Origin of the sequence: Marinobacter sp. (assembly GCF_041984545.1) — a bacterium.
In the GTDB taxonomy this organism is placed as follows: Bacteria; Pseudomonadota; Gammaproteobacteria; order Pseudomonadales; family Oleiphilaceae; genus Marinobacter.
This window is the reverse complement of the sequence record NZ_JBHIXV010000016.1, coordinates 12,199-36,729: the sequence shown is the minus strand read 5'-3', so window position 1 is coordinate 36,729 and position 24,531 is coordinate 12,199. Positions and strand designations below refer to the sequence as shown.

26 protein-coding genes are annotated in these 24,531 nt (G+C 60.8%); 5 read left to right on the top strand and 21 right to left on the bottom strand.

The window, feature by feature from the left end; translation table 11 throughout:
- Positions 1-15: 15 nt before the first annotated feature.
- Both ccmB and ccmA read right to left on the bottom strand, forming a co-directional pair.
- Positions 16-741: a heme exporter protein CcmB gene (gene ccmB / locus ACFC20_RS09485; protein WP_375192784.1), complete on the bottom strand. Its 726-nt coding sequence runs from the start codon at positions 739-741 to the stop codon at positions 16-18.
- A complete protein-coding gene (ccmA, locus tag ACFC20_RS09480) occupies positions 738-1,370 on the bottom strand; it encodes a cytochrome c biogenesis heme-transporting ATPase CcmA (protein ID WP_375192783.1) in 633 nt (210 codons plus the stop codon). Before ccmA ends, ccmB begins: the two co-directional genes overlap by 4 nt.
- Before the next feature lie 321 nt (positions 1,371-1,691).
- Between ccmA and ACFC20_RS09475 the strand changes: the two genes are divergently transcribed.
- Positions 1,692-2,924: a flagellar hook-length control protein FliK gene (locus ACFC20_RS09475; protein ID WP_375192782.1), complete on the top strand. Its 1,233-nt coding sequence runs from the start codon at positions 1,692-1,694 to the stop codon at positions 2,922-2,924.
- Complete coding sequence (locus ACFC20_RS09470; RefSeq protein ID WP_375192781.1) at positions 2,921-3,232, top strand: EscU/YscU/HrcU family type III secretion system export apparatus switch protein; 312 nt, start codon at positions 2,921-2,923, stop codon at positions 3,230-3,232. Before ACFC20_RS09475 ends, ACFC20_RS09470 begins: the two co-directional genes overlap by 4 nt.
- Here the strand turns inward: ACFC20_RS09470 and ACFC20_RS09465 are convergent.
- The 14 genes from ACFC20_RS09465 to flhA all read right to left on the bottom strand — a co-directional run bounded on the left by ACFC20_RS09465 (position 3,210) and on the right by flhA (position 17,570).
- Positions 3,210-3,602 (bottom strand): DUF2802 domain-containing protein, encoded by a 393-nt coding sequence (locus ACFC20_RS09465; RefSeq protein ID WP_375192780.1) that lies wholly within the window; start codon positions 3,600-3,602, stop codon positions 3,210-3,212. The genes ACFC20_RS09470 and ACFC20_RS09465 overlap by 23 nt on opposite strands.
- A gap of 66 nt (positions 3,603-3,668) precedes the next feature.
- Complete coding sequence (locus tag ACFC20_RS09460) at positions 3,669-4,157, bottom strand: chemotaxis protein CheW (RefSeq protein WP_091986340.1); 489 nt, start codon at positions 4,155-4,157, stop codon at positions 3,669-3,671.
- 134 nt (positions 4,158-4,291) lie between these two features.
- Positions 4,292-5,110, bottom strand: a complete 819-nt coding sequence (locus ACFC20_RS09455; protein WP_375192779.1) for a chemotaxis protein CheW — start codon at positions 5,108-5,110, stop codon at positions 4,292-4,294.
- Positions 5,103-5,900, bottom strand: a complete 798-nt coding sequence (locus tag ACFC20_RS09450; RefSeq protein WP_375192778.1) for a ParA family protein — start codon at positions 5,898-5,900, stop codon at positions 5,103-5,105. The genes ACFC20_RS09455 and ACFC20_RS09450 overlap by 8 nt, the downstream gene beginning before the upstream one ends.
- Before the next feature lie 196 nt (positions 5,901-6,096).
- Complete coding sequence (gene motD, locus ACFC20_RS09445) at positions 6,097-6,879, bottom strand: flagellar motor protein MotD (RefSeq protein ID WP_375192777.1); 783 nt, start codon at positions 6,877-6,879, stop codon at positions 6,097-6,099.
- An 18-nt stretch (positions 6,880-6,897) separates the two neighbouring features.
- Positions 6,898-7,638, bottom strand: a complete 741-nt coding sequence (locus ACFC20_RS09440) for a flagellar motor protein (protein WP_375192776.1) — start codon at positions 7,636-7,638, stop codon at positions 6,898-6,900.
- Positions 7,638-8,798, bottom strand: a complete 1,161-nt coding sequence (locus ACFC20_RS09435) for a chemotaxis response regulator protein-glutamate methylesterase (protein ID WP_375192775.1) — start codon at positions 8,796-8,798, stop codon at positions 7,638-7,640. The genes ACFC20_RS09440 and ACFC20_RS09435 overlap by 1 nt, the downstream gene beginning before the upstream one ends.
- 56 nt (positions 8,799-8,854) lie before the next feature.
- Entirely contained in the window at positions 8,855-10,999 is a 2,145-nt protein-coding gene (locus tag ACFC20_RS09430) for a chemotaxis protein CheW (RefSeq protein WP_375192774.1), read from the bottom strand.
- A gap of 16 nt (positions 11,000-11,015) precedes the next feature.
- Positions 11,016-11,801, bottom strand: coding sequence for a protein phosphatase CheZ (locus ACFC20_RS09425; RefSeq protein ID WP_375192773.1), 786 nt, complete (start codon positions 11,799-11,801; stop codon positions 11,016-11,018).
- Positions 11,802-11,821: 20 nt separating this feature from the next.
- The gene (gene cheY, locus ACFC20_RS09420) at positions 11,822-12,205 is read right to left on the bottom strand and encodes a chemotaxis response regulator CheY (RefSeq protein WP_048495094.1); all 384 of its coding nucleotides are present in this window, start codon (positions 12,203-12,205) and stop codon (positions 11,822-11,824) included.
- 160 nt (positions 12,206-12,365) lie between these two features.
- Positions 12,366-13,109, bottom strand: a complete 744-nt coding sequence (locus ACFC20_RS09415; protein WP_375192772.1) for an RNA polymerase sigma factor FliA — start codon at positions 13,107-13,109, stop codon at positions 12,366-12,368.
- A gap of 29 nt (positions 13,110-13,138) precedes the next feature.
- Positions 13,139-13,951: a MinD/ParA family protein gene (locus ACFC20_RS09410; protein WP_375192771.1), complete on the bottom strand. Its 813-nt coding sequence runs from the start codon at positions 13,949-13,951 to the stop codon at positions 13,139-13,141.
- A gap of 82 nt (positions 13,952-14,033) precedes the next feature.
- Positions 14,034-15,332, bottom strand: a complete 1,299-nt coding sequence (gene flhF / locus ACFC20_RS09405) for a flagellar biosynthesis protein FlhF (RefSeq protein ID WP_375192770.1) — start codon at positions 15,330-15,332, stop codon at positions 14,034-14,036.
- A 60-nt stretch (positions 15,333-15,392) separates the two neighbouring features.
- Positions 15,393-17,570: a flagellar biosynthesis protein FlhA gene (gene flhA, locus ACFC20_RS09400; protein ID WP_375192769.1), complete on the bottom strand. Its 2,178-nt coding sequence runs from the start codon at positions 17,568-17,570 to the stop codon at positions 15,393-15,395.
- Positions 17,571-17,777: 207 nt separating this feature from the next.
- On the opposite strand from flhA, the gene upp reads away from it, so the two are divergent.
- Genes upp through ACFC20_RS09385 form a run of 3 tightly spaced genes read left to right on the top strand, consistent with a single transcriptional unit; the run spans position 17,778 to position 20,510 of the window.
- Entirely contained in the window at positions 17,778-18,416 is a 639-nt protein-coding gene (upp, locus tag ACFC20_RS09395; protein ID WP_375192768.1) for a uracil phosphoribosyltransferase, read from the top strand.
- A gap of 2 nt (positions 18,417-18,418) precedes the next feature.
- On the top strand, positions 18,419-19,675 hold the full coding sequence (locus ACFC20_RS09390; RefSeq protein ID WP_375192767.1) for a uracil-xanthine permease family protein: 1,257 nt from the start codon (positions 18,419-18,421) through the stop codon (positions 19,673-19,675).
- Positions 19,656-20,510, top strand: a complete 855-nt coding sequence (locus ACFC20_RS09385; protein ID WP_375192766.1) for a class I SAM-dependent methyltransferase — start codon at positions 19,656-19,658, stop codon at positions 20,508-20,510. The genes ACFC20_RS09390 and ACFC20_RS09385 overlap by 20 nt, the downstream gene beginning before the upstream one ends.
- Positions 20,511-20,906: 396 nt before the next feature.
- Here ACFC20_RS09385 and flhB read toward each other — a convergent pair whose 3' ends face one another.
- From flhB to fliO, 5 genes are all read right to left on the bottom strand, one after another.
- Positions 20,907-22,043: a flagellar biosynthesis protein FlhB gene (gene flhB, locus ACFC20_RS09380; RefSeq protein WP_375192765.1), complete on the bottom strand. Its 1,137-nt coding sequence runs from the start codon at positions 22,041-22,043 to the stop codon at positions 20,907-20,909.
- 178 nt (positions 22,044-22,221) lie between these two features.
- On the bottom strand, positions 22,222-23,007 hold the full coding sequence (gene fliR, locus ACFC20_RS09375; protein ID WP_375192764.1) for a flagellar biosynthetic protein FliR: 786 nt from the start codon (positions 23,005-23,007) through the stop codon (positions 22,222-22,224).
- Between the two features lie 3 nt (positions 23,008-23,010).
- Positions 23,011-23,280, bottom strand: a complete 270-nt coding sequence (gene fliQ / locus ACFC20_RS09370) for a flagellar biosynthesis protein FliQ (protein WP_008173075.1) — start codon at positions 23,278-23,280, stop codon at positions 23,011-23,013.
- A gap of 10 nt (positions 23,281-23,290) precedes the next feature.
- Positions 23,291-24,076 carry a flagellar type III secretion system pore protein FliP gene (gene fliP, locus ACFC20_RS09365; RefSeq protein WP_375192763.1) on the bottom strand — a complete coding sequence of 262 codons (786 nt, stop codon included), beginning with the start codon at positions 24,074-24,076 and terminating at the stop codon, positions 23,291-23,293.
- 4 nt (positions 24,077-24,080) lie between these two features.
- Positions 24,081-24,530, bottom strand: a complete 450-nt coding sequence (gene fliO / locus ACFC20_RS09360) for a flagellar biosynthetic protein FliO (protein ID WP_091986373.1) — start codon at positions 24,528-24,530, stop codon at positions 24,081-24,083.
- Position 24,531 lies beyond the last annotated feature (1 nt).

Genomic DNA, 24,531 nt, shown 5'->3' with positions numbered 1-24,531 from the left:
TACCGTAAGCTTGTTTCATCCGTTCGACAGGCTGATTCGAAGTGCCGCCGCCGACGCAAAGGGTGCCAGGGTCAGTGCCAGCACCAGAAGAGCCCCCATCAGGGCCATATAGGCAGCCACCGGGGCGCCCTCTGCGGCCGAAGCCACGGTGCCCGTGCCAAAAATCAGCACGGGAATGTACAGCGGAATGATCAGCAGGGACAAGAGCACGCCTGCCGAGCGCAATCCAAGAGTCAATGCAGCGCCGATGGAACCGATCAGACTCAACACCGGTGTACCGATCAGCAGCGTTAGACACAAAACTCCGATGGAGTTCCCGTCCAGATGCACCATTACGCCGAGAACCGGCGCCAGGGCTACCAGTGGCAGCCCGGTCAGCACCCAGTGCGCCGCGGTTTTGGCCAGCACCAGCAAGAACAGCGGATGGGGCTGCAACACCAGCTGCTCGAGGGTGCCGTCATCAAAATCGTGCCGGAACAGGTGATCCAGCGACAGCAGAACCGAGAGCAACGCCGCAACCCACAGGATACCTGCTCCGGCCTCCTTCAGAAATGACACTTCCGGACTGACTCCCAGGGGAAAAAGTGCCACCACCATTACGAAGAACAGCAAGGGATTGAGAAGGTCCTGACGCTGCCGGAGCGCCACTCGCAGATCCCGGCTGAAAACCGCAACCATGGCGGACAATACGCCAGGAGTCTCATGCTGGAGTGCCAGGAAAGGCTGGTTAGCCGCGTTCATGAAACGCCCCCTTCCCCGAGTACGATGCGCTGCATACCGGGTAATTTGAGTTCGTGGTGGGTGGTCACCACCACCGCTCCACCCTCGGCCGCACGCTGTTGAAGCAGCGACTCGATCGCAATGACGCCCTCCAGGTCGATGGCAGTAAAGACCTCGTCCAGCAGCCAGAGCGGTTCGTCCGCCACCAGCAAACGTGCCAATGCAACCCGCCGTTGTTGGCCAGCGGACAGGGTACGGCAGGGCACATCCTCGAAGCCCGCCAGGCCGGTACCCGCCAGTGCCTGACGCAGGACCCTGTCCGGCAGGGGCCGCCGCCCGGCGGTGAGCGCACGCAGATTCTCGACGGGCGTCAGCAGCGACTTGATGCCCGGCCGGTGGCCAAGGTAAAGGGTATTGCGCAGGAACGCTTCCCGGCTGGCAGACCTGGGCGCGCCACACCAGAGAATTTGCCCTGACCAGGCGTCGTTGAGGCCGGCGAGAATCCGCAAAAGCGTCGTCTTGCCAGAGCCGTTGGGGCCCTCGACACGGGTGACCGTACCGGGCACTATGGAGAACGAAAGATCGCGGAAAAGTAATCGTTCATCCCGTTCGCACTGCAGGTCGACAGCCTGTAATAACGGCTCAGACATCAGGTCCCCGTAACCAGGACGATGCGCGTGTTGACGGCATCGGGTGTATTCACAGCCGCTGCCAGCGCTACCCTTGAGTCAGTGGCGAAACAGGTGCGGCCGGCCGGCGCGGCGTATTATAGCGAAAGCCCGTGCCGATTACTCTTGTTCAACATCAATTCGGTGGCGATGAAACTACCCAGCGGACAACAGCCTCCGGCACCCCAGCCTCAGCCCGTTTCGACAACCAGAACCGGGCAGACACCGACCAGCGGTTCCGGCGAACCGGCCGCAGGTCCGGGCCCGAGCGGGCAGCCAATAACCCCCGCCTCGGCGAGGCAGTTGCTGGACCAGCTCCAGCTCGCCAACCGGGAGACCACCCTGGCCCGGGTGGCGGAAATCATCCAGCAACAAGGGGGCAAAGGCACCGATTTGCTGCTGGATGTGCGAGGCAAATCCCTGCTGGTACAGGCCGCCACCGGTAAAACCGAGTTTGCCGCGGGCGACTGGGTCAAAGTGATGCGGGCCGGCAACGAGCTGCAGTTGATGGGCAAACTGGCACCAGCTCCGGAGGCCGGAATAGCGCGCGCCATGGCGCAGCGATTGCCCTGGCAACAGAGTCTGGACGCCGGGCTGGCACAGTTACTGGGGGCTCTCAAACAGGGACTGAAACCGGATCCGTTGCCGGGCCAACTCCCCTCCGCCCGCATACCTCAGCCTCTGCCGGAAGCAGCCCGGCAGGCCGTTGAGCAGATGCTGTCCCGACTGCCGGGCAGTACCAGCCTGTCGCCCGGCGACGGTACCCAGCCACAGATCGCAAGGCAAGTGCGCCAGTGGATGTCGGAAAGCGGCCTGTTTGCCGAATCACGACTGGCCCAGGCGCCCTCACCCCAGCTTCCGGATCTGAAGCTCGCCCTCGGGCGGATTGTGACCTCGCTACTGGCCCAGCAAGGTCAGCCTCCAGAGCAGTTCAACCGTCTCACGCCACTGGCGACTGCCGATCTGATGCGGGCCCCCCTGCAATTTCCCCAACCTCTGACAACGCCCCAGCCAACAGCAGGTGGCGAGCCGGCAACGGCCGGGCAGATGCTCCGGCTGCTGGCCGGTATGCTGAACCGTATCACCGTCAACCAGTTGCACAGCCAGGCGCTCACGGCCCGGGGCGGCGCCGAGGCTGGTGCTCCGGCGTCCACCCTGTTGCTCGACTTGCCCTGGCTAACCCCGCAGCATGAGCCCAGGCTGGCCCAGCTCAGGATTGAACAGTACCCGGAGAACAAGGAATCGGATCACAAGACTCCGGCCGCAGCGGTTGCCGAGTGGCGCCTGTCGCTGGCCATGGATCTCGACGAAGCAGGCCCCCTGCATTTCGATGTGGCCCTCCGCCAGCAGTCGGTCAGTGCCCGGGTGTGGGCAGAAAAACAGAGTACCCTTCAACGGGTCAACGAAGAACTGCCGCTGTTGCGGCAAAGCCTCACCGACCTGGGGCTGGAAGTGTCGGATCTTGAATGCCGGAGGGGGACCCCTCAGGGCAGCGTTACCCGTCTGGAACATCGACTGGTGGATACCCGGGCATGAGTACAGATCAGGACTTCAGCAGTCGCGCCGCAGTGGCGCTGCGTTATGATGGCGAGCGGGCCCCGACTATCAGCGCCACCGGCACCCACGAACTGGCCGAAGAAATCATTCGCATTGCCCGCGACCATGGCGTGCCGCTGTATGAAAACGCCGAGTTGGCGAGCATCCTTGCCCGACTGTCGCTGAACGAGGAGATTCCGGAGTCGCTGTACCGGGTAATTGCGGAGATCCTGGCGTTCGCCTTCCACATCCGGGGTTTCACGCCCGAGGAAAGGCGCCGCGGCGCTACGCCGCCTGACGCTTCCTGAGCGCTGACACCAGCTCGGCCTCGGGACGGGATATTCCGCACGTGTTCATAAGATCGTCGATATCAGCACCGAGATCAACCAGGCGGGAGGCCTCATCATAGGAAATCCGCAGCGGATCGTTCTGTCGCATTTCATCCAGCGTGCTGCGCAATTCGTGGAGCTGTCGCTCGCAGCTAACGAGACGCTGGCCCACGCCCATGCTGCCGCTGGTGGTGGCGTGCAATTCCCGCCCCAGCGTATCGCACCGGTTTTTGAGCTGGTCGCGCAGGCTGCGGATCTGGCGCCGCTGCATCAATCCCTGCACGAAAACCAGGGACAGTGCGGTGACGGTCAGGGCCCAGGGAAGGTATGACGGAATTTCTGCAAACATGACGGATGTCTCCCGTTTGTGGCCACGGAAGGCATCCATCGGAGGGCGCTGGGCGGGTTGCCCCGGTTACAGTGCCGCGATTTCAGCCCACTCGTGGTCTGACAGCATCTTGTCGAACTCGACCAGTATGATCAGTTCGCCATCCTTGTTGCACACGCCCTGGATAAACTTGGCACTTTCCTCGTTACCCACGTTCGGTGCGGTCTCAATTTCACTGGACTTCAGGTAAACCACTTCGGCCACCGAATCCACCAGAATACCCATGACCTGATTGGCGGATTCCATCACCACAATCCGGGTGGCGTCGGTCACTTCCGCATCCGCCAGACCGAAACGGCGGCGGGTATCGATGACCGTAACCACGTTACCCCGCAGGTTGATAATGCCGAGTACGTAGTCCGGGGCACCGGGAACCGGCGCAATCTCGGTGTATCTCAGCACTTCCTGGATCTGCATGACATTCAGACCGTAGGTCTCATCATCCAGCCTGAAGGTAACGTATTGCAGTACCTGGTCGTCCTGGGCCTGATTGGTTTTTCCGCTCGGGGATGCCATAGCGATGTTTCTCCTCTGGGGCTGCCCGGCGGGCAACCTGATCGTCAAAAAATTATCATCAGTGCCCAATACTATAGTTAAGGGCACAAACCGTGCCAGCTAGGCTCGGTTTCATTCGGTAACGGTTGTTTGCTTCAGCTCAAGTCCAGATGGTGCTCTCTTTCCGCCCTGATCAGCAAGTCGGCCATGGTGCGAACGTCAATCAGTGCGCACATGTGATCAATCACGGTTCCGGCCAGCCAGGGCCGTTTGCTGCGGGCAGTTCGCCAGCGCACTTCCTCGGGCTTCAGCGTGAAGGACTGGGCCACATCGTCGCAGGCCAGGCCCCAGTCGCTGTTATCGAGCCGAATCACAAACCGGTAATTGTCCCGGGCATTTTCCGGAACCCGCCCGGCCATGATCCACTCGGCGGTGTCCACCACCCGCAGGTTCTGGTCACGATCGGCCCGAATGCCCATGTACCATCGGGGGCTGCCGGGAATCGGGCGGATCTCGTCCTCAATCCGGTGAATCGCGCCCAACAGTATTAACGGCACGGCCAACTGCAGCCCCGCCACCGTGAAGATCAGGCACTCGAACGGCTTGTCCGACCACTCAGGCCGGGGCGGTGGCGCCACAGGCGCTGGTTCGGCCGTGGCCTTCTCTGCTTTCTGGACCACCGGCTCCGCAATGTGAGGGGCCACCGGCGTCTTTGCTCTGGCCGGTTCCGGGGGTGTCGCCCTGACCCGCCTGACTGGCTCCGGCCTGGCTGGCTCCGGCTTAGGTGCCGGTTTTTCGGCGGTAACGGCCGGGCGAGGCGCGGGTGCCGGTTTCGTTGGTGCAGCTTCCGGCGCCAGGGATTCGGAACCTTCCTCACGCCGGGCGGTATCTGTGGCGGTGTGAAGCAACTCGTCCAGGTAACTGGCGATCGCGGTTTCCGGATCCGCCAGCCGTGTCAACTTTTCGTCAGCCATGCTGACGCTCCCTCACCTGGCCAATCCGCGACATCAGATCGTCCAACAGATGGCTGTAGGCCCGAACGCCATGGGTTTCCGCATCCTGCGCGGACGGGACCACGCCTGCCTGGCTGGCATCCCGGAACTTGGTATCCACCGGAATCGCAAACTGCCAGAGTGTGTCCCGGTAGGTCTTGCGCAACAGGTTGAGGCTTTTCACCGACGCCTGGGTACGGCGATCGTACAGGGTCGGCACAATGGTGTAGGCAAGTGAATTCTTCTGGGATCGCATGATCATCTGAAGCGTGTGCAACATCCGCTCCAGGCCCTTGATGGCCAGGAACTCCGTTTGCACGGGGATAATAAGGTGTTGGGCCGCGGCCAGGGCGTTTACCATAAGAACGCCCAGTGACGGGGTATTGTCCAGCAGCACGTAGTCAAAGTCGTCCCACAGCTGAGTCAATGCCCGGGAAACGATCAACCCCATCCCCTCAACGCCAATCATGCGGCGCTCGAGAGTCGCCAGCGCTGCGCTGGCCGGCAGCAGGGAGAGTCCCTTGCAGCTGGTCTCCGTGATCAATTGGGCTGGCAGTCCCTGTGGCACCTTGCCCTGGTGCTGGAAAAGGTCGAACACACTGTGGGCAATGGTATCCGGATCGTAACCAAACCAGCTGGTCAGCGAGCCGTGGGGGTCCAGGTCAACGACTAGTACCCGTTTGCCACGTTCGGCAAGTAATCCGCCGAGGGTGACCACGGTTGTCGTTTTACCCACACCACCTTTCTGATTGGCTACTGCCCAGATTCGCACGCTTTGGTTCTCCAGAAGACAGGTCATTTCGCCGACAGCCCGCGGCGCGTACCTGAGGGGTTATCGGCCAGTCTGCGGGCAACTTGAACGAACGGCGAACAGGATTACCGGCAAGCGGTTGCCGTCGTTTGATATTAACCGGAAGTAATACAGGAACCATGCCAACCGGCATATACGCATCTGCCGAGGAGAACTGTCAGCGCATCGCGCCCCGGATACTGGCATCCCGGGAAATCAGCAATACCACCCGGCGATTCCTTTGCCGTCCCGCTTCGGTGTCATTACGGGCTACCGGCTGGTACTGGCCATAGCCAACCGCCGCCAAACGCTCCGGCTCAATGCCTTCCATCACCAGCATCCGGACGACCGCCGCCGCCCTGGCTGCGGACAGTTCCCAGTTGGATGGAAAGCGGGAGCTGTTGATCGGCTGGTTATCGGTAAAGCCCTCAACCTTCACGGCGTTGTCCCGGTTATTCAGAACCGTGGCAATCTTCTCGACCACTTCAAAGGCATCGTAATGAGGCTCGGCATCGCCACTGCCAAACAACAGGCTGTTCGGCAGATTGAGCTCGAGCCAGCGGTCGCTGGTCTCCAGGGTCACTACCCCCTGGTTGATCAGCTCATCAAATTCCAGTGCCAGCTGGTCGGCCATTGCGCTGAGGGCTTCAGTCCGGGCCTGGGCGTCCATTTCGGGGTTCTGCGGGGCTTCCGTTACCGTCGGAGGAATCACGTCTTCGGCTGGAGCCTCGAGGGACCGCCGGGGCTGGTCTCCCACCTCAATGGGCTGGAAGGACCGCTGGGGCGCGTTGAAGACGCCGGTCATGGTTTCGGAGAGTACTTTATACTTGCCCTGGTTCACCGAGGACACCGAATACATCACCACGAAAAAGGCGAACAGGAGCGTGATGAAATCGGCGTAGGAAATCAGCCAGCGCTCTTTGTTGTGCAGATCGTCCTGGGCTTGCCTACGGCGCCTCATAAGTTGGCCTGCGTGCGCTCACTGCAGGAAGCCCCGCAGCCGCAATTCGATGGATTTCGGGTTTTCGCCTTCGGCGATGGCAATAATGCCGTCAATCATCATGTCTTCGTAGCGGGTGCGCTCGCGCACAATGCCCCGCATCTTGTTGGCCACAGGGAAGAACAGCAGGTTGGCCAGGGCAACACCGTAAATGGTGGCCACAAAAGCAGTGGCAATACCGCTGCCCAGGGACTGAGGATCTTCCAGATTGGTCATCACCTGAATCAGACCCATGACCGCACCGATGATACCGATGGTGGGCGAATAGCCCCCCATGGCCTCAAACACCCTGGCTGATTCCAGATCCCGCTGTTCCCGGGATTCCAGATCCACTTCCATGATGCTGCGAATGGTTTCCGGTTCGGCACCGTCCACCAGCAGTTGCAATCCCTTGCGGGCGAAGGATTCCGGCTCACGCTCTGCCAGCCCTTCAAGCCCCAGAAGCCCCTGTTTCCGCGCTTTCACACTCCAGTCGATCACTTTGCCAATGCCGTCCTCCAGGCTGATGAACGGCGGCACGAACACCCAGCGCACCTGGCTGAAGGCCCGCTTGAGCATGGGCCAGGACGTCTGCAGGATGGTTGCCGCGAGTGTGCCACCGATCACTATGATCGCCGCCGGGGCATTGAACAGCGATGCGAGGGCACCGCCCTCAAGCAGATTGCCACCGAGGATCGCGGCAAAACCGAGAACAACCCCGAGCAGGGAGAGGATATCCATCAGCTAACGCCCTCGATCAACCGGGGGCCGATGTCATCCAGTGACAGCACTTCGTCGGTCAGACCCGCCTTGGCCACGGCCATGGGCATGCCGTAAATGACCGAGGATTTCTCATCCTGGGACCAGACGTCTGATCCGCTCTGTTTCATCAGCCGGCAACCTTCCTTGCCATCCGAGCCCATGCCGGTAAGGATCACACCAAGGGTCTTGCCGGGAAAGCTGCGAGCCAGCGAACCGAAAGTGACATCCACGCAAGGTTTGTAATTGAGGCGCTCGTCCCCGGGCAGTATGCGAACCCTGGCCTGGCCGCTCCGGTTCTCGATCATCATCTGCTTGCCGCCCGGCGCCAGCAATGCAAGTCCGGGCCGGAGCACATCGCCATCTTCGGCCTGCCGCACTTCAATCTGACACAACTTGTTCAGCCGTTCGGCAAAGGCGGGGGTAAAGCTGGCCGGCATATGCTGAACCAGCACCAGGGGCGCCGGAAACGAGGCCGGCAGAGCCGTCAGCACCCTCTGCAGGGCCACCGGTCCACCAGTGGAGGTGCCAATACCCACCACGGCGTAATGCCTGGCGGGGCCACGCCGGACCGGGCGCCGGCCAGTCTCTGCGTCGCCGACCGGTGCCGGGGTGGCGGGCCGTTCCCGCAGTGAGGAACGAGGCCGTTCCACCGACGCCGTTCGGGACCGCAACGCCGGAGATGGCTCCCGGCCTGACGGCGCCGACGGCCCGGGAGCGGCTGGCGCCGCCTTGTTACCGGGCCGGCTGCGAGCCACGTCCAGAATCCGGTCGATGAGGATTTTCTGTAACTGGCTGTTGTCGCGCGCAATCTCTTCGAAATTCTTGGGCAGGAAGTCCACTGCTCCCGCCTCAAGCGCGTCCAGGGTGACCCGTGCTCCCTCGTAGGTAAGGGACGAGAACATGAGTACCGGTGTCGGGCGCTTGCGCATGATCTCCCGCACGGCGGTGATGCCGTCCATGACCGGCATCTCGTAGTCCATGGTGATCACGTCCGGACGCAGCTTTTCTGCAAGCTCCACACCCTCGCGCCCGTTAGTGGCGGCACCCACCACCTTGATCTGGCCGGAACTGGTCAGGATCTCCGTCAGCCGTTTTCGAAAAAAACCTGAATCATCAACGACCAGGACAGAAACTGTCATCCAATTCTCCTACCCAATCCTTCGCTATCTGCCCGGTATCACCTGCGCGGTTCAGCTCAGCCGTAATGCTGCAACAGGCTTGGAACATCAATAATCAGTGCAATCCGGCCATCGCCCGTGATGGTCGCACCGGCCATGCCGGGGGTTCCCTGGAGGGCGCGGCCCAGCGGTTTGATTACCACCTCTTCCTGTCCGACCAACTGGTCAACCACAAAGCCCACCTGCTTGGTTCCCATGGCAACAATCACCACATGGGCGTTCTCCGGCACCTCTTGGGAAGAGCCGTCCCGAACCAGCCAGCGCTTGATATGGAACAGCGGAAACACCCGTTCCCGAACCACGATGCACTCGCGACCATCAACAATGTTGGTCTTGGTCAGATCCAGGTGGAAAATTTCCACTACGTTCACCAGCGGCAGGGCAAACGACTGGTCGCCGAGCATGATCATCAGGGTTGGCATGATCGCCAGGGTCAGCGGCACCTTGATGACAATTCGCGAGCCCTTGCCCAGCTCGGACTCAACGTTCAACTGGCCGTTGAGCTGGCCGATCTTGGTCTTCACCACGTCCATGCCGACCCCACGGCCGGACACGTCGGAGATCTGCTCCTTGGTGGAGAAGCCGGCGGCAAAGATCAGATTGTAGCATTCGGTCCTGGTAAGCCGGTCTGCCGCGTCCTGGTCGTAGATGCCCTTCTCCACGGCCTTGCGACGCAGGACCTCCGGATCCATGCCAGCACCGTCATCCTCAATGGAAAGCAGGATATGGTCGCCTTCCTGCTCCGCTGACAGGGTGACCGTGCCCTGGCGGGGCTTGCCGGCCTTCTCCCGCACCTCCGGCGACTCAATACCGTGATCGACGGAATTGCGAACCAGATGCACCAGGGGATCGGACAGGGCCTCCACCAGGTTCTTGTCCAGGTCGGTCTCCTCACCGTGCATGACCAGATTGACCTCTTTCTTGAGGCTCCGGGCCAGGTCACGTACCACTCGTGGGAACCGGCCAAACACTTTCTTGATCGGCTGCATGCGGGTCTGCATCACTGCCGACTGCAGATCGGTGGTTACCACATCAAGGTTGGAAACCGCCTTGTGCATGTGTTCGTCTTCGCTTTCAGCGCCCAGGCGCTGGAGGCGGTTGCGCACCAATACCAGCTCGCCGACCATATTCATGATGTCGTCCAGGCGCTTGGTGTCTACCCGAACGGTGGTCTCCGCCGCGGGGGCGTTTTCCCGCGACGGCATGGCGGGTGCAGCACCGCCCTTGGCAGCCGGTTTTTCGTCGGGCTTCGCTGGCTCAGCGGGTTTGGCGGACTTGGGTTTGGAGGAATCCGGTTCCGCAGCCCGGGGCTTTTCCGGCTTCGCCGGGCCGTCGGCCTTTCCCGCCGTGGGGCCACCGCCTTTGCCGTGAAGGTCGTCCAGCAGTTTTTCGAACTCGTCGTCGGTAATCAGGTCGTCGCCAGATCCAGATCCAGCCGGCGACTTGTCGGCGGCCTGCTCCCCGGCATTGCCCGTTTCATCCTTGCCGGATGAGGACGGCTCATCGGCCGCCGGCGCACCGGCAAACTGCCCCTTGCCGTGGAGCTGATCCAGCAGCGCCTCAAACTCGTCGTCGGTGATGTCGTCGTCACCGGACGCGTCGCTGCTCTTAGCTTCCGACGCTGATTTTTCGGTTGTCGAGGCTTTCGGCTCATCGGCCAGCGCATCCAGCAGCTGCTCGAATTCATCGTCGGTGATATCCCCACCCTCTTCGGCCGCTTCCGCGGTCTCTGTCGGCTCGGCGGGCTGCGCCGGGGCAGCAGCGTCCTGGGATTCCGGCTGCGCAAACGCATCGAGGCGTGCAATCAGCTCGTCCGGGGCCGGGGTGAGCTCTTCGTGGTTGCGCACCTGCTCGAACATGGCGTTCACATGGTCCAGGGCTTCCAGAACCACATCCATGAGCTCAGAATCCACCTTGCGCTTGTGGTTGCGCAGGATATCGAACACGTTCTCCGCCGAATGGCAGCAGTTCACCAGCGCCTCAAGCTGGAGGAAGCCGGCGCCCCCCTTTACGGTGTGAAAGCCACGAAAGATGGCGTTGAGCAGATCACTGTCATCCGGATGTCGCTCAAGGTCTACCAACTGCTCTGACAGCTTCTCGAGTATTTCGCCGGCCTCCACGAGGAAGTCCTGCAAAATCTCTTCATCAGCATCGAACGCCATGCGTTACCCTCTTTAATCAGAAACCGAGACTGGACAACAGGTCGTCTACGTCGTCCTGTCCCGAAACTACATCTTCCCGCTCGTGGGCCTTGATCTGCGGCCCGACACCCTGTTCCGCGGATTCCTGCCGCTCTTCAATCTGGTGGACAGTGCCTGTCAGCTGATCCACATGGCTGGCCATGACCACCAGGCTAAGCATCTGCTCTTCCACTTCCTTGACCAGGGCGGTGACCTTCTGGATCACCTGCCCAGTCAGATCCTGGAAGTCCTGGGCCAGAAGAATTTCCGACAGGTTGTTGTACATGGTGTCGACGTCTGTCGCCATGCTGACAAAAAACCGGTCGATCCGTCCGTACAGCTCCCGGAATTCCGCGGGCTGCATCTCGCGACGACGAAGGCGCTGCCATTCATCGCGAAGCGACGCGGCTTCGTCCCGCAGGGCATTGGCCACCGGCATGGTCTCTTCCACCAGGTCCATGGTTCGGTTAGCCGCCTCACCGGTCATCTGCACCACGTACTCAAGCCGGTCGGAAGCGTCTGTCATTTTGGACAGGGCCTCCTGCTGTTCGGCATTTCGGGGATCTATCTGGAAGTTCCGGATGGCTTCGTGCAGGCTTCTGGTCAGCCGGCCCACCTCCCGATACAGACTCTGATCGCGAACCTCGCTGAGTTCATTGATCAGGGTCATGGCCTTGGCATAATCACCAGCGCTGACGCTCTCCGCCAGCTCGGCGGCCTGCCGCTCGAGTTTTTCCGTTACCTCCGGTTCCAGGCCCCGATGGTTCTGTTTGCTATCGCTCATGAGAGCCATCCGACCTCTGGTTACTGGATTCTTTCAAAGATTTTCTCAATCTTTTCCTTGAGCACTGCGGCGGTAAACGGCTTGACAACGTACCCGTTCACACCTGCCTGGGCCGCGGCGACAATCTGGTCACGCTTGGCTTCCGCGGTAACCATCAGCACCGGCAGTGTCTTGAGATTTTCGTCGGCCCTGACCGCCTTCAGGAGATCAAAACCGGACATGCCGGGCATGTTCCAGTCAGTCACCAGAAAATCGTATTTGCCGCTTCTGAGCATCGGTAGCGCGGTGTTGCCATCGTCCGCTTCATCGGTGTTGGTGAAGCCGAGATCACGCAGCAGGTTCTTGATGATCCGTCGCATTGTGGAAAAATCGTCCACAATGAGGATTTTCATGTTCTTGTCCAATGGGACCTCCAGTTAGTAACACCCGGAATTCGTTTGACCTATCTGCTCGAAGTCTAGCAGGCCGCTGTTTTAACCGCTTATTGTCAGGCCTTTACCACGGTTGTAAAGCGTCGGTTACCAAAAACTACAGTCTGCCTGAGTGCGGACACACAGCGCGCTCTCAGCGACCGGCACCCTGGTGCCAGTCCGACAACCGGCTCCTCAGTCGCAATGCCGCCTGACTGTGAATCTGGCTGACCCTGCTCTCACTGACCCCAAGCACCGCACCGATCTCCTTGAGGTTCAGTTCCTCCTGGTAGTACAGGCTCAGCACCAGTTTCTCGCGCTCCGGCAGATCCTCAATCGCCTCGGCCAGGCTGCGTCGGAAGGCATCCGATGACAGCCCTTCCAGGGGATTGTCCTGGGTCTCTGTCTCTTCTATCGGCAGCTCTCCGGATTCATTGAGCTCATCGAGACTAAAAAGTCGGCCACTGTTGGCGTCGGAAAGGTATGAATGGTATTCGGTCAGGCCCATGCCCAGCTCATCGGCGACTTCAAGGTCGGTCGCCTCACGACCAAGACGGTCTTCAACGGCCTTGATGGCCTGGGAGATTCGGCGGGCGTTCCGGTGCACAGAGCGTGGTACCCAGTCGCCCTTGCGGATCTCATCCACCATGGCACCCCGGATCCGGATGCCGGCGTAGGTCTCAAAGGTGGCGCCGCGGGTGGAGCTGTATCGCTGGGCAGCTTCCAGGAGCCCGATCATGCCGGCCTGCATCAGGTCTTCCAGTTGTACAGAAGCTGGCAGCCGCGCCATCAGGTGCAGGGCGATTTTCTTCACCAGGGGCGCATGCTGTTCCACAAGCTGGGAGGGCCTCTGGGTGCCAGACTGGTTGTAGATACCGAGGTTGTTCGCCAATGCCATGTATCCGGTGTTGTTTGACAGGATCCGATTCAGACTTCGACGAGCCGCTCCACAAAAAATTCCAGATGTCCCCGGGGCGAAGACGGCAGCGGCCAGTTATCGACTTTGTCCGCCAGTGCCTTGATGGCCAGGGACGCCTTGGCCCGGGGGTAGGCATCCAGTACCGCTCGCTGTCGCTGAACCGCTTTTTTCACAGCCTCATCGTAGGGCACTATCCCCACATATTGTAGCGCTACATCAAGGAAGCGCTCGGTAACACGGGTCAGTTTTTCGAACAGGTGGCGACCTTCCTGCTCATTGCGCACCTGGTTGGCGAGGATCCGGAAGCGGTTGGTGCCGTAGTCGCGGTTCATCAACTTGATCAGTGCGTAGGCATCAGTGATGGAGGTGGGCTCATCACACACCACCAGCAGCAGTTCCTGGGAAGCCCGCAGAAAACTCACCACCGATTCGGAAATGCCGGCGGCGGTATCGACAATCAATACGTCTATCTGGTCGCCCAGCTCGCTGAAGGCATTGATAAGCCCGGCATGTTCCATGGGGCTCAACTGGGTCATACGCTGGGTACCCGAAGAGGCGGGGACAATCTTGATCCCCCCGGGGCCATTGACGAGTACATCCTTGAGTTCGCATTCGCCGGCCAGGACATCCTGCAGATTCCTGTTCGCGGTCAAACCCAGCAGCACGTCAATGTTGGCCAGGCCCAGATCGGCATCGAGAAGCACAACCCTGCGCCCTTTCTGGGCCAGCGCTATGCCGAGGTTCACCGACACGTTACTTTTGCCAACGCCCCCTTTGCCGCCCGAAACCGCGATCACCTGTACCGGATGTGCTTTGCTCATACTCGTTTTTGTCTCTCGCCACGTTTAACCGGGTCTTGTGTGTCCGGACACCTGCCACGCATCCGATAACGGGTCTCGATCTTCAGGCGCCCTCAGCCACCGCCTGCTGTCGCTGCAGGGCTTTCAGGCGATCGACAGCCAGCCGCACCAACGGAACGGCCTGGGCGTGGTGCAGATCTTCCGGAATCTTCTGCCCGTCGGTGTAATAGGCCACAGGCAGGCCGGTTTCCATGACAAAGCCGAGGGATTCGCCGAGCGTCAGGGCCTCGTCTACCTTGGTCATCACACAGCCCGCAAGATTTGCCATCTTATAGCAATGCCACACGGATTTCATGATCCGCGGTTGACTGGTTGCCGACACCACGAGGTGCGTCCGGACATTGTGGTGGCTTTGGGCCAGTTCAGCCAACTGTTCCTGATAGCCCTTGTCAGAGCTGGTCAGACCGGCGGTGTCTATCAGCACCAGATGCCGGTCGGACAGTTCATCGAGAATGTCATCCAGGCTGTGGCTCTCGTCAACCACCCGCACCGGCACATTCAGGATGCGGCCAAACACGAACAGCTGCTCGTGGGCGGCGACCCGGTAGCGGTCAGTGGTAACCAGCGCCACAGCGTCCGGGCCATGCTTGAGCACATATCGCGCCGCCAGTTTTCCGATCGTAGTGGTCTTGCCCGAACCAGTGGGGCCCACGAGGGCGAAAACACCGCCTTGGTCCAGCCACTCGGTGCGCGCCGTGCGCACGCCGGTACACAGCATCTTGAGGGACTGTTTCCAGCCGTCCTCCAGACGTCCTGCCTTGTGGCGGCGAGCAATGGATACCGCCAGCTCGTTGCCAAGGCCAAATTCCTGCAGCCGTTCCGCCAGCCGTTGCTGGACGGCGCTGGTGGCCGACGGCTCAACCGGAGACTGGGTTTTTTTGCCCTGCATGAGGTCGCGCAGCGAGCTGATCTCGGCGCGCATCTGCGCCAACTCATCGGAATAGGCCTCACCCGTGCGGCCGGTCGACGGCACCTGGACATCAGCCTGCTCGTCCACCGCCTGCTGGATGTCTGAAAACGATGCACGGGCGTAACCAGCACCCTGCCCGGCCCGCTTCTCCCGAACCTCGCGAATCCGATCGCGGGAGCGGCTCAGCTCGTCCTCCAGCCGACGGTGCTGGTCGGCCTGCAATTCGGCCAGCCGGGAGCCATTGGTGGCTTCCTCGGCCCGGCTTCCCAGACGCTGGCGCGCCATATTTTCGTCGTAGTCCAGTGCCGTCACAATTTCGACACCACCGTCTACGCGCCGGTTGGAAAGAATGACGGCGTCCGGCCCCATCTGTTCACTGACCTGCTTCAACGCCTCTGCCATGGTCTGAGCAAAAAACCGTTTTACTTTCATGATGCCTCTTCCTCCACCGGCAACGCCGTTCCGGCGCTGTCCGTTCTGTCATCCGCGCCGTTACTGGCCAACGGACGCCACAATCGTAATCTGCTTGTTATCCGGTATTTCCTGGTAGGAGAGCACGTGCAGCCGCTCCACACCGTAGCTGGCGAACTTCGCCAGCACCGGCCTCAGCGGGCCGGACACCAGAAGGATGGCCGGTTTGCCGAGCATTTCCTGCCGCTGGACGCTGTCCTGCAACGAACGCTGGAGTTTCTCCACCATGTTCGGTTCCAGAACCAGGCCAATATCCTCCTGACCGCCGGATTGTTGACTCTGCTGAACAGACTTCAGCAATAACTGTTCCAGGTCTGGATCCAGGGTAATCACAGGAATCTCCGATTCGTTGCCGCAGATGCTCTGGATAATCATCCTGCGCAGCGACTGGCGCGCTACAGTGGTCAGCAGCTTCGGATCCTGGCTCTTCGGATGCACGTTCACGATCGCCTCGGCAATGGAGCGCATATCCCGAATCGGCACTTCTTCCTTAAGCAGGTTCTGCAACACCTTCAGCAGCAGGCTGATGGAGACGGTGGTCGGTACCAGTTCCTCGGCGAGTTTCGGAGATATCTTCTCCAGCTGGTCCAGCCACTTCTGAACTTCTTCATGACCCAGCAGCTCGTGGGCATGCTTCTGCAGAACCTGGTTGAGATGGGTCGCTACAACTGTGCTTGCATCCACTACTGTGTAACCAAGGGTCTGGGCCTGGTCTTTCTTGTCGGGCTCAATCCAGATGGCATCCAGGCCGAAGGCTGGATCCTTGCCCTGGATACCCTCCACCTTGCCGAACACCTGGCCCGGATCAATGGCCAGCTCCCGATCAGGGTGAATCTCGGCTTCGGCGATGGTCACGCCCATGAGCGTGATGCGATAGACATTGGGCATCAGGTCCAGGTTGTCGCGGATGTGAACCGACGGCATCAGGAAACCAAGATCCTGGGACAACTTCTTGCGGACGCCCTTGATGCGACTGAGCAACTGGCCACCCTGGGACTTGTCCACCAGCGGAATCAGCCGGTAACCCACTTCCAGGCCGACAATATCGACCGTGGCGACGTCATCCCAGCCCAGTTCACGGCTTTCTCCCGGAGCCGGCAACTGGCGAGCCTGGTCGCCACCTGCGTCCCCGCCGGGCGGAAGATCACGACCTGCAGGCCGCGGTGCCGCGCCGCCACCCCGCGCCGGAAATGCGCCGTCTTCCTCCACGGTCTGGCGCTGGTGCTTCCAGATGTACCAGGCGGCGCCGGCGGCAAGACCACCCAGCCCGAGGAACGCGAAGTGGGGCATGCCCGGAATCAGGCCGAGGATGATCAGGATGGCGGCCGCAATGGCCAGCGCCTTGGGGGCGCTGAACATCTGCTGGAGAATCTGCCCGCCCATGTCCTGACTGGAGGTGACCCGCGTCACCATGATGGCGGCCGATGTGGACAGCAGCAGTGACGGAATCTGGGCCACCAGGCCGTCACCAATGGTCAGCAAGGCGTAGCGCTGCATGGCCAGGCCAAAATCCAGACCGTGCTGGAGCATACCGATGGCAACACCACCAACAATGTTGATGAACAGAATGAGCAGACCGGCAATGGCATCGCCTTTCACAAACTTGGAGGCACCGTCCATGGAGCCGTAGAAGTCTGCCTCCTGGGCAATCTCGGCGCGCCGGTGCTTGGCTTCGTCCTGGTTGATCAGGCCGGCGTTGAGATCGGCATCAATGGCCATCTGCTTACCGGGCATGGCGTCCAGGGTGAAGCGGGCGCTTACCTCGGACACACGGCCGGCACCCTTGGTGACCACCAGGAAGTTGATGATCATCAGGATGGCAAACACCACCAGACCCACGGCGTAGTTGCCGCCAATCAAGACCTCACCGAAGGACTCGATGACCTTACCGGCCGCATCCCCGCCCTCGTGGCCGTTCAGCAGCACAATCCGGGTCGAGGCCACGTTCAGGGCCAGACGCAGCAGCGTAGCTACCAGCAGCACCGTGGGGAAAGAAGCAAATTCCATGGGCCGAAGCGCGTACACGCACACCAGCAGGATGACGATAGACAGCGTGATATTGAAGGTAAAGAAGACGTCCAGCAGGAACGCGGGCATGGGCAGAATCATCATGCCCAGCAATCCCATAAGCATCAGGGGGACGCCAATATTGCCCCGCGTCAGGGATTTGACGTTGTTAAGGACCAAAGCTCTGTCCATGCCGGAACCTTCTCCGATTGGCGGTGCCCGAGGGCGCTCTCAGGGTCGAAAATCTGACGCCGGGGCGTCGTTTCGGAGATGAGCGGCAAGATCCGTACCACACCGGTTATTTTTTCGGAATGACGCCGGCTGGCGGCCTGACTCGCTCAGCCAGATGCGGTATCCTTGCGCCATTTGATCGACCACACACAGACCACAGGTGACCCCATGCCTATCCACGAGGTAAAACACCCCCTGATCCGCCACAAGCTCGGCCTGATGCGCCGTGCGGACATCAGCACCAAGAATTTTCGTGAGCTGGCACAGGAAGTCGGCGCACTGCTGACCTACGAGGCCACCAAGGACTTCAACCTTCAGGAAAAAACCATTGAGGGCTGGGCCGGCCCGGTCACCGTGGAGCAGATCCACGGCAAGAAAATCACCATCGTGCCGATCCTGCGAGCCGGCCTGGGCATGCTGGATGGCGTGCTGAGCCTGATCCCGGTGGCCCGTGTGAGCGTCGTTGGCCAGATCCGCAACGAAGAAACCCTGGAAGCGAGTACCTACCTGGAAAAGCTTGTGGGCGAGCTGGATCAGCGTATGGCGCTGATCGTCGACCCCATGCTGGCCACCGGCGGCTCAATGATCTCCACGATCGATTTGCTGAAAAAGGCGGGCAGTACGGAAATCCGCGCCCTGGTGCTGGTGGCCGCACCGGAGGGTATCGAGAAAGTCCTCGAGAAGCATCCGGATGTGTCCATCTATACGGCCTCCATTGACCAACGTCTGAACGAGAAAGGCTATATTCTCCCGGGTCTCGGCGATGCCGGTGACAAGATCTTCGGCACCAAGCAGAAGGACGTATAAACATGCAGGACCACACCAACGACCCGGTCTGGAAACAGGCCATTGCCGGCTCACAGATGTTGCTGGTGGCGTTCGGCGCCCTGGTTCTGATGCCGCTGATTACTGGCCTGGATCCCAACGTAGCCCTGTTCACTGCCGGCCTCGGTACCCTGATTTTTCACGTGGTGACCGGCGGCCAAATTCCCATCTTCCTGGCCTCCTCGTTCGCATTCATCGCACCGGTTATTGCATCCAAGGGCCGCTTCGGCATGGAGGAAACCCTTGGCGGCCTGATGGCGGCGGGTATCCTCTACATCGTACTGAGCGGACTGGTCCGCTTGCGTGGCACCGGCTTTGTCCGGCGGCTGCTGCCCCCGGTGGTCATCGGCCCGGTCATCATGACCATCGGCCTGGGCCTGGCACCGGTGGCTGTACACATGGCTTCCGGCCGCACCGGTGACGGCTCCACACAGCTGATTCCCTACGACACTGCCATCTGGATTGCGATGATTTCCCTGGCGGTGACCATTGTCATGTCGGTGTGGGCGAAAGGCATTTTCCGGCTGATCCCGATCATGTTCGGCGTGATCACCGGTTACGTTTTGTCTGCGTTCGCGGGCATTGTCGATACCACCCCGATTCGTGAAGCCGCCTGGTTTGCCATGCCCAATTTCGTGGCCCCGGAATTCAGCTGGGGCGCCATCCTGTTCATGGTGCCCGTGGCCATCGCTCCGGCCATTGAACACATCGGCGACGTGCTCGCGATCGGCAACGTAACCCGCAAAAACTACCTGGAAAAGCCCGGCCTGCACCGCACCCTGCTCGGTGACGGCCTGGCCACCAGCGCCGCTTCCATGCTTGGCGGGCCGCCCAATACCACCTACTCGGAGGTAACCGGTGCGGTGATGCTCACCAAGAACTTCAACCCGAAGGTGATGTGGTGGGCCGCGGGCGTTGCCATCGTGCTGGCGTTCGTCGGCAAATTCGGCGCGGCCTTGCAGACCATCCCGGTACCGGTCATGGGCGGCATTCTATGCCTGCTGTTCGGCTCCATTGCCGTTGTTGGCCTGAACACCCTGATCCGCCACCAGGTAGACCTGGCCCAATCCCGCAACCTGGTTATCGTGGGTGTCACCCTGGTATTCGGCATCGGCGGCATGGTACTCGGACACCTGGAAGGCATCGCCCTGTGCGCGGTCGCCGCCATCATCCTGAACCTGATACTGCCCGGCAGTCGCGAGGCCTGGGGCAAAGCGGTGTATGAGCAAAAAGCCGACTGACAGCTCCGGCATCAGCTTTACCGCCCTGTATACCGGTGCCGTCTGGCACCGGTACGGGCTCTCCGACGATGCCCTGGCCACCGAGAAAGGCCGCTGGCTCTACCGTCTGATGACCCCGTTCGAAGCCGCCAGCAAGGCAGCCATCGGCGGCAACATCCGAACTTTCCTGTTACAACGTCACCTGATCATCGATCACCTGATTGATCAGGCCATCAAAGAAAAGGGCATCACCCAGGTCCTGGAAATCGCCTGCGGCATGTCCCCAAGGGGCATTCGATTACGCCAGAAACACCCCCTGCTCCACATGGTCGAAGCCGACCTGCCCGACATGGCCGCTCGCAAGGCCCTCAGGCTCATGGCCGCCGGCCGCCTGGGCGACCATCACCAGGTCACGCCCATCGATATTCTGGCCGACCATGGCGAGTACCAGCTGGAAAAGGTCATCGACCGGGTATTCGAAAACCGCGAGCCGGTGATCATCGTTACCGAAGGCCTGACCAGCTACTTCTCCCTCGAAACCATCACCGAATTCTGGCGCCGCCTGGCCGCCGCCATGGCCACGCGCCCCGGGTCCGTCTATCTGTCCGAAAGCTATTACCAGCCCACGCAACCTCTGCTGAACACCTCGCTCAAAGCCCTGGGCTCGCTCTTGGGCGCTGCCACACGCAGCCAGGTGTCGTTCCATTTCCAGACCGACGAGCAGGCGCGGGAACACTTCCGTTCCTGCGGTTTTGGTTTGACCCGGGTTCATGACCCGCGGGACTGGTATGGGGTTCTGCCGATCCCTGAGAGCCGCGGGGAGCCCATGGTTCGGGTTATTGAGGCTGGCTACTGAAATTGGCCTTTAGTCCTGCGCTAGCCTGCTTGTTGTGGGGGAAGAGGTTTGTGGGGTTGCCTCCCAAAAAACGCTACGAGCACATCCATGTGCGCTTGGCGTCGGCCATCCTTGGCCGCCGACATTTTTGGGAGGCAACCCCACAAACCTCCCCAAATTCAGAGATATCTCCACATGACGAATCCGTTTGCTTGGCCGAAGCCGTTCATCCAAGTTTTCCACGCGATATCGCTGGGTTCGAAAGAGCGGTTGTGGGTGGCTTTTTCAGGACTGTCTGTGGCCATGGATGGCCACAGCCAAGCGCACATGGATGTGCTCGTAGCGTGTCCTGAAAAGGCCACCCACAGCCGCTCCGCCCCTACACTCGCAGGCTAAAAGAAGAAACCAAACTCCAAACTAAACGTCACGCCGCAAATCCGAGGGAATGGGGAAGTCAGGCATGCCAGGCTTGGGCCCACGTCCCTTGCGGAACTGGCGGAGCTGGAACACGTAAGCAAGCACCTGGGCGATGGCCATGTACAGGCCGTCGGGGATCTCCTCGCCGAGGTCGGTGTTGTGGTAGACCGCCCGGGTCAGCGGCGGCGTTCTGAGGATCTCGACTTTGTTTTCCCGGGCTATTTCCATGATCTTGAAGGCCACCTCATCGGCGCCCTTCGCAACCACCACCGGCGCCGCCATGGCTTTCTGATCGTACTTGAGCGCTACGGCGTAGTGGGTCGGGTTGGTGATGACCACGTCGGCCTTGGGCACATCCTGCATCATCCGGCGCTGGGCCATTTCGCGCTGGAGCTGGCGGATTTTGCCCTTCACTTCCGGCTTGCCCTCGGTGTCCTTGTATTCGTCCTTCACCTCCTGCTTGGTCATGCGCAGTTTTTTCTGGTGATCGTAAATCTGGAAGGGCACGTCGATGGCGGCGATGATGATGGTGGCGCAGGACAGAAGGAAAAAACTCCAGGCGATGGTCCAGAGTACGTGCTCCATGGCCGGCACTACCGGCTCCTCGGCAATGGCCAGGAGGTCTTCGGTGCGCAGGTTGAGAATGAGGATCGCCAGGGCCATGACCAGGCCGACTTTGGCAATGGCTTTGACCAGCTCTACCAGGGAGCGCGCGGAGAACATGCGGCCCAGGCCCTTGATGGGGTCCATGCGGTTGAGTTTCGGCGCCACAGCCTTGCCGCTGATGAGCAGGCCACCAATGCCGATGGAGCCGAAGATGGCGGCGATGAGCAGCATCACCAGAATGGGCGCCAGTGCCCAGGCCGCTTCCTTGGCGGATGCAATCAGTTGGACGCTCATGTGGCGCATGTCGAAGATGGCGGAGCGTTCGATCACGAAGCTGTCGCGCATGATGGCCTCCAGCGACGCGCCAAGGCTGGCACCAAACATCAGCAGGCCGCCGGCGCCCGCCAGGAGTACGGCCATGGTGGCCAGTTCCTTGGAGCGGGCGGTCTGGCCTTCCTCCCGGGCTTTTTCAAGTCGTCGGGGGGTGGCCTCTTCCGTTTTTTCCTGACTGTTGTCGTTTTCTTCGGCCATTCCGGTCTTCCGAAATTGTCAGTTTCGGCGGGCGGGGCAAGCTTTCCAAAACACGCTGTGGATACATCCCTGTACGCTTGGCTCCGCCATCCATGGCTCCGCACAGTTTTGGAAAGCTTGCCCCACCCGCCTCTGCATACTCACTGCGTGGAGTCTCCGAGGCGCACATGAGAGAAATTCAAGGCTGCCCCTGCAAACCCCGCATAAATTCAAACGTCTCGCGGGTGTGCTGGTCAAAGTGCGGCAGGAAATTGGCGTGCAGCACCCATATGGCAAACAATCCAAAAATCAGGCCAATCGGGAAACCCAGGGCGAAGATGTTCATCTGGGGCGCGGCGCGGGTCATCACGCCGAAGGAGATGTTGACGATCAGTACCGCAGTTACCGCCGGCAGCGCCAGCAGCATGGCGGAGGCGAACATCCAGCTGATCCGGTGGGCCAGTTCCCAGACGCCGGCCTGGCCCAGGCCTTCCATGCCGATGGGCAATGTGCGAAAGCTTTCTATGAAGACCTCGAAGGCCACCAGATGGCCGTTCATGGCCAGGAACAGTAGCGTGATCGTGATGGTGTAGATCTGGGATAACACCGGTACATTGACGCCGTTGGCCGGGTCGACCATGGAGGCAAAGCCAAGGCCCATCTGCATGGCGATCATCTGGCCGGCGATAACAAACAGTTGCCAGAGGGCCGTCAGCGCGAAGCCCATGCCCACCCCGATCAGGATCTGCTGCAGGCTGATGACAACGGCGTCGGCGCTCAGGGCGTCCACCTGGGGTACCGGAGGGATCATGGGTACGATCAGGACGGTCATCAGCAACGCCAGCCCCAGGCGCACGCGGGCCGGAACCAGCTGGGTACCGAAAATGGGGATCACCATCAGAAAGCTGGCCAGGCGAAACAGCGGCCAGAGATGCTGACCGACCCACTGGCCGATCAGGTCGACGCTGATCTCCGCCGGTATCATCCGCTAGCCGATCAGGTAGGGTATGTTGCCGAACAGCCGGTTGGCGTGATCAAGCAACTGAGTCAGCATCCATGGGCCCCAGACGATGATCACAATGAGCGTGACCAGCAACCTCGGCAGGAAGCTCAGGGTCTGTTCGTTAATCTGGGTTGCTGCCTGGAAGGTGCTGACCACCAGGCCAATGACCAGGCCGGGGCCGATGATGATCGACGCCAGCAGCACGATCATCCATAGGGCTTCTCGGAGGATGTCGATGACGGTTTCCGGGGTCATGACGCGGCTCCTATATTCCGTAACTGGCGGCCAGGGTTCCCATGATCAGGGCCCACCCGTCCACCAGGACAAACAGCATGATCTTGAACGGCAGCGAGATGATGATCGGAGACAGCATCATCATACCCATGGCCATAAGCACGCTGGCCACCACCATATCGATGATCAGAAACGGTATGAACAGTATGAATCCGATCTGGAACGCAGTCTTGAGCTCACTGGTTACGAAGGCCGGCATCAGCACCCAGAACGAGACATCCTGGGGCGTGTCGTACTGCACGTCGGCAATTCGCATGAACAGGGCCAGATCGTCCTCGCGGGTCTGTTCAAGCATGAACTTGCGGAATGGCTGGCTCGCCAGCTCTACCGCCTCCAGCGAGGTTACTTCCTCCTGCAGGTAGGGCTGAAGCCCCACCCGGTTCGCCTCTTCCAGCACCGGTTTCATGATAAAGATGCTCAGGAACAGCGCCAGGCCCAGCAGAATCTGGTTGGACGGTGTCGACTGCAGGCCGATGGCCTGACGCAGTATGGCGAACACCACGATGATGCGGGTAAACGACGTCATCATCATGAGCATCGCCGGCAGGAACGTGAGCGCGGTCATCAGCGCCAGGATCTGCAGGGTCACCGAGTATTCCTGCGCACCCTCGCCTTCGCCGGGTGTCACGGTAAAGGCCGGAATACCGGGAATGCCGGTGGCGCCAGTGGCGTCCTGGGCCATGGCGAATGCCGGCAACATCAGGCCGGCAATGCCTATCAACGTGGAAAGCAGTCGTTTCAGGGTTTCGGCTCGCATGGCCCTAGTCATTCCTTGTCGGCGAGGTCCAGGACTTACCGATCATGCCCTGCAGCTTTCGGGCAAAATCCCCGGAGCCGGCGGCACTGGCATCGACCACAGGTTCGTCGAATACGTGCAGCGTGCGAATGGCAGAAGGCGTGATGCCAAGCAGTATCTGCTGCCCCCCCACCTCGATCAGCGCAATGCGTTCGCGGGCGCCAATAGCCATCACGGAGACCACCTTGATGGCGTTGTTGTTCATGCCCGTCATGCCATTCATTCGCCGGATGATCCAGGCGCAGCCATAGATCACGGCAACCACGGCCACCAGCCCCAATCCAAGGCTGACGATGGTGCCCAGGGTGTCGGGCGCCCGCACTGGCGCCTGCTTCGCGGCCGTGTTCGCGGCCTCCTGCGCCCAGGCAGGAGCGGTGACAAACAGCGCCAGAGCGCCCGGCAAAGAGAATCGCATG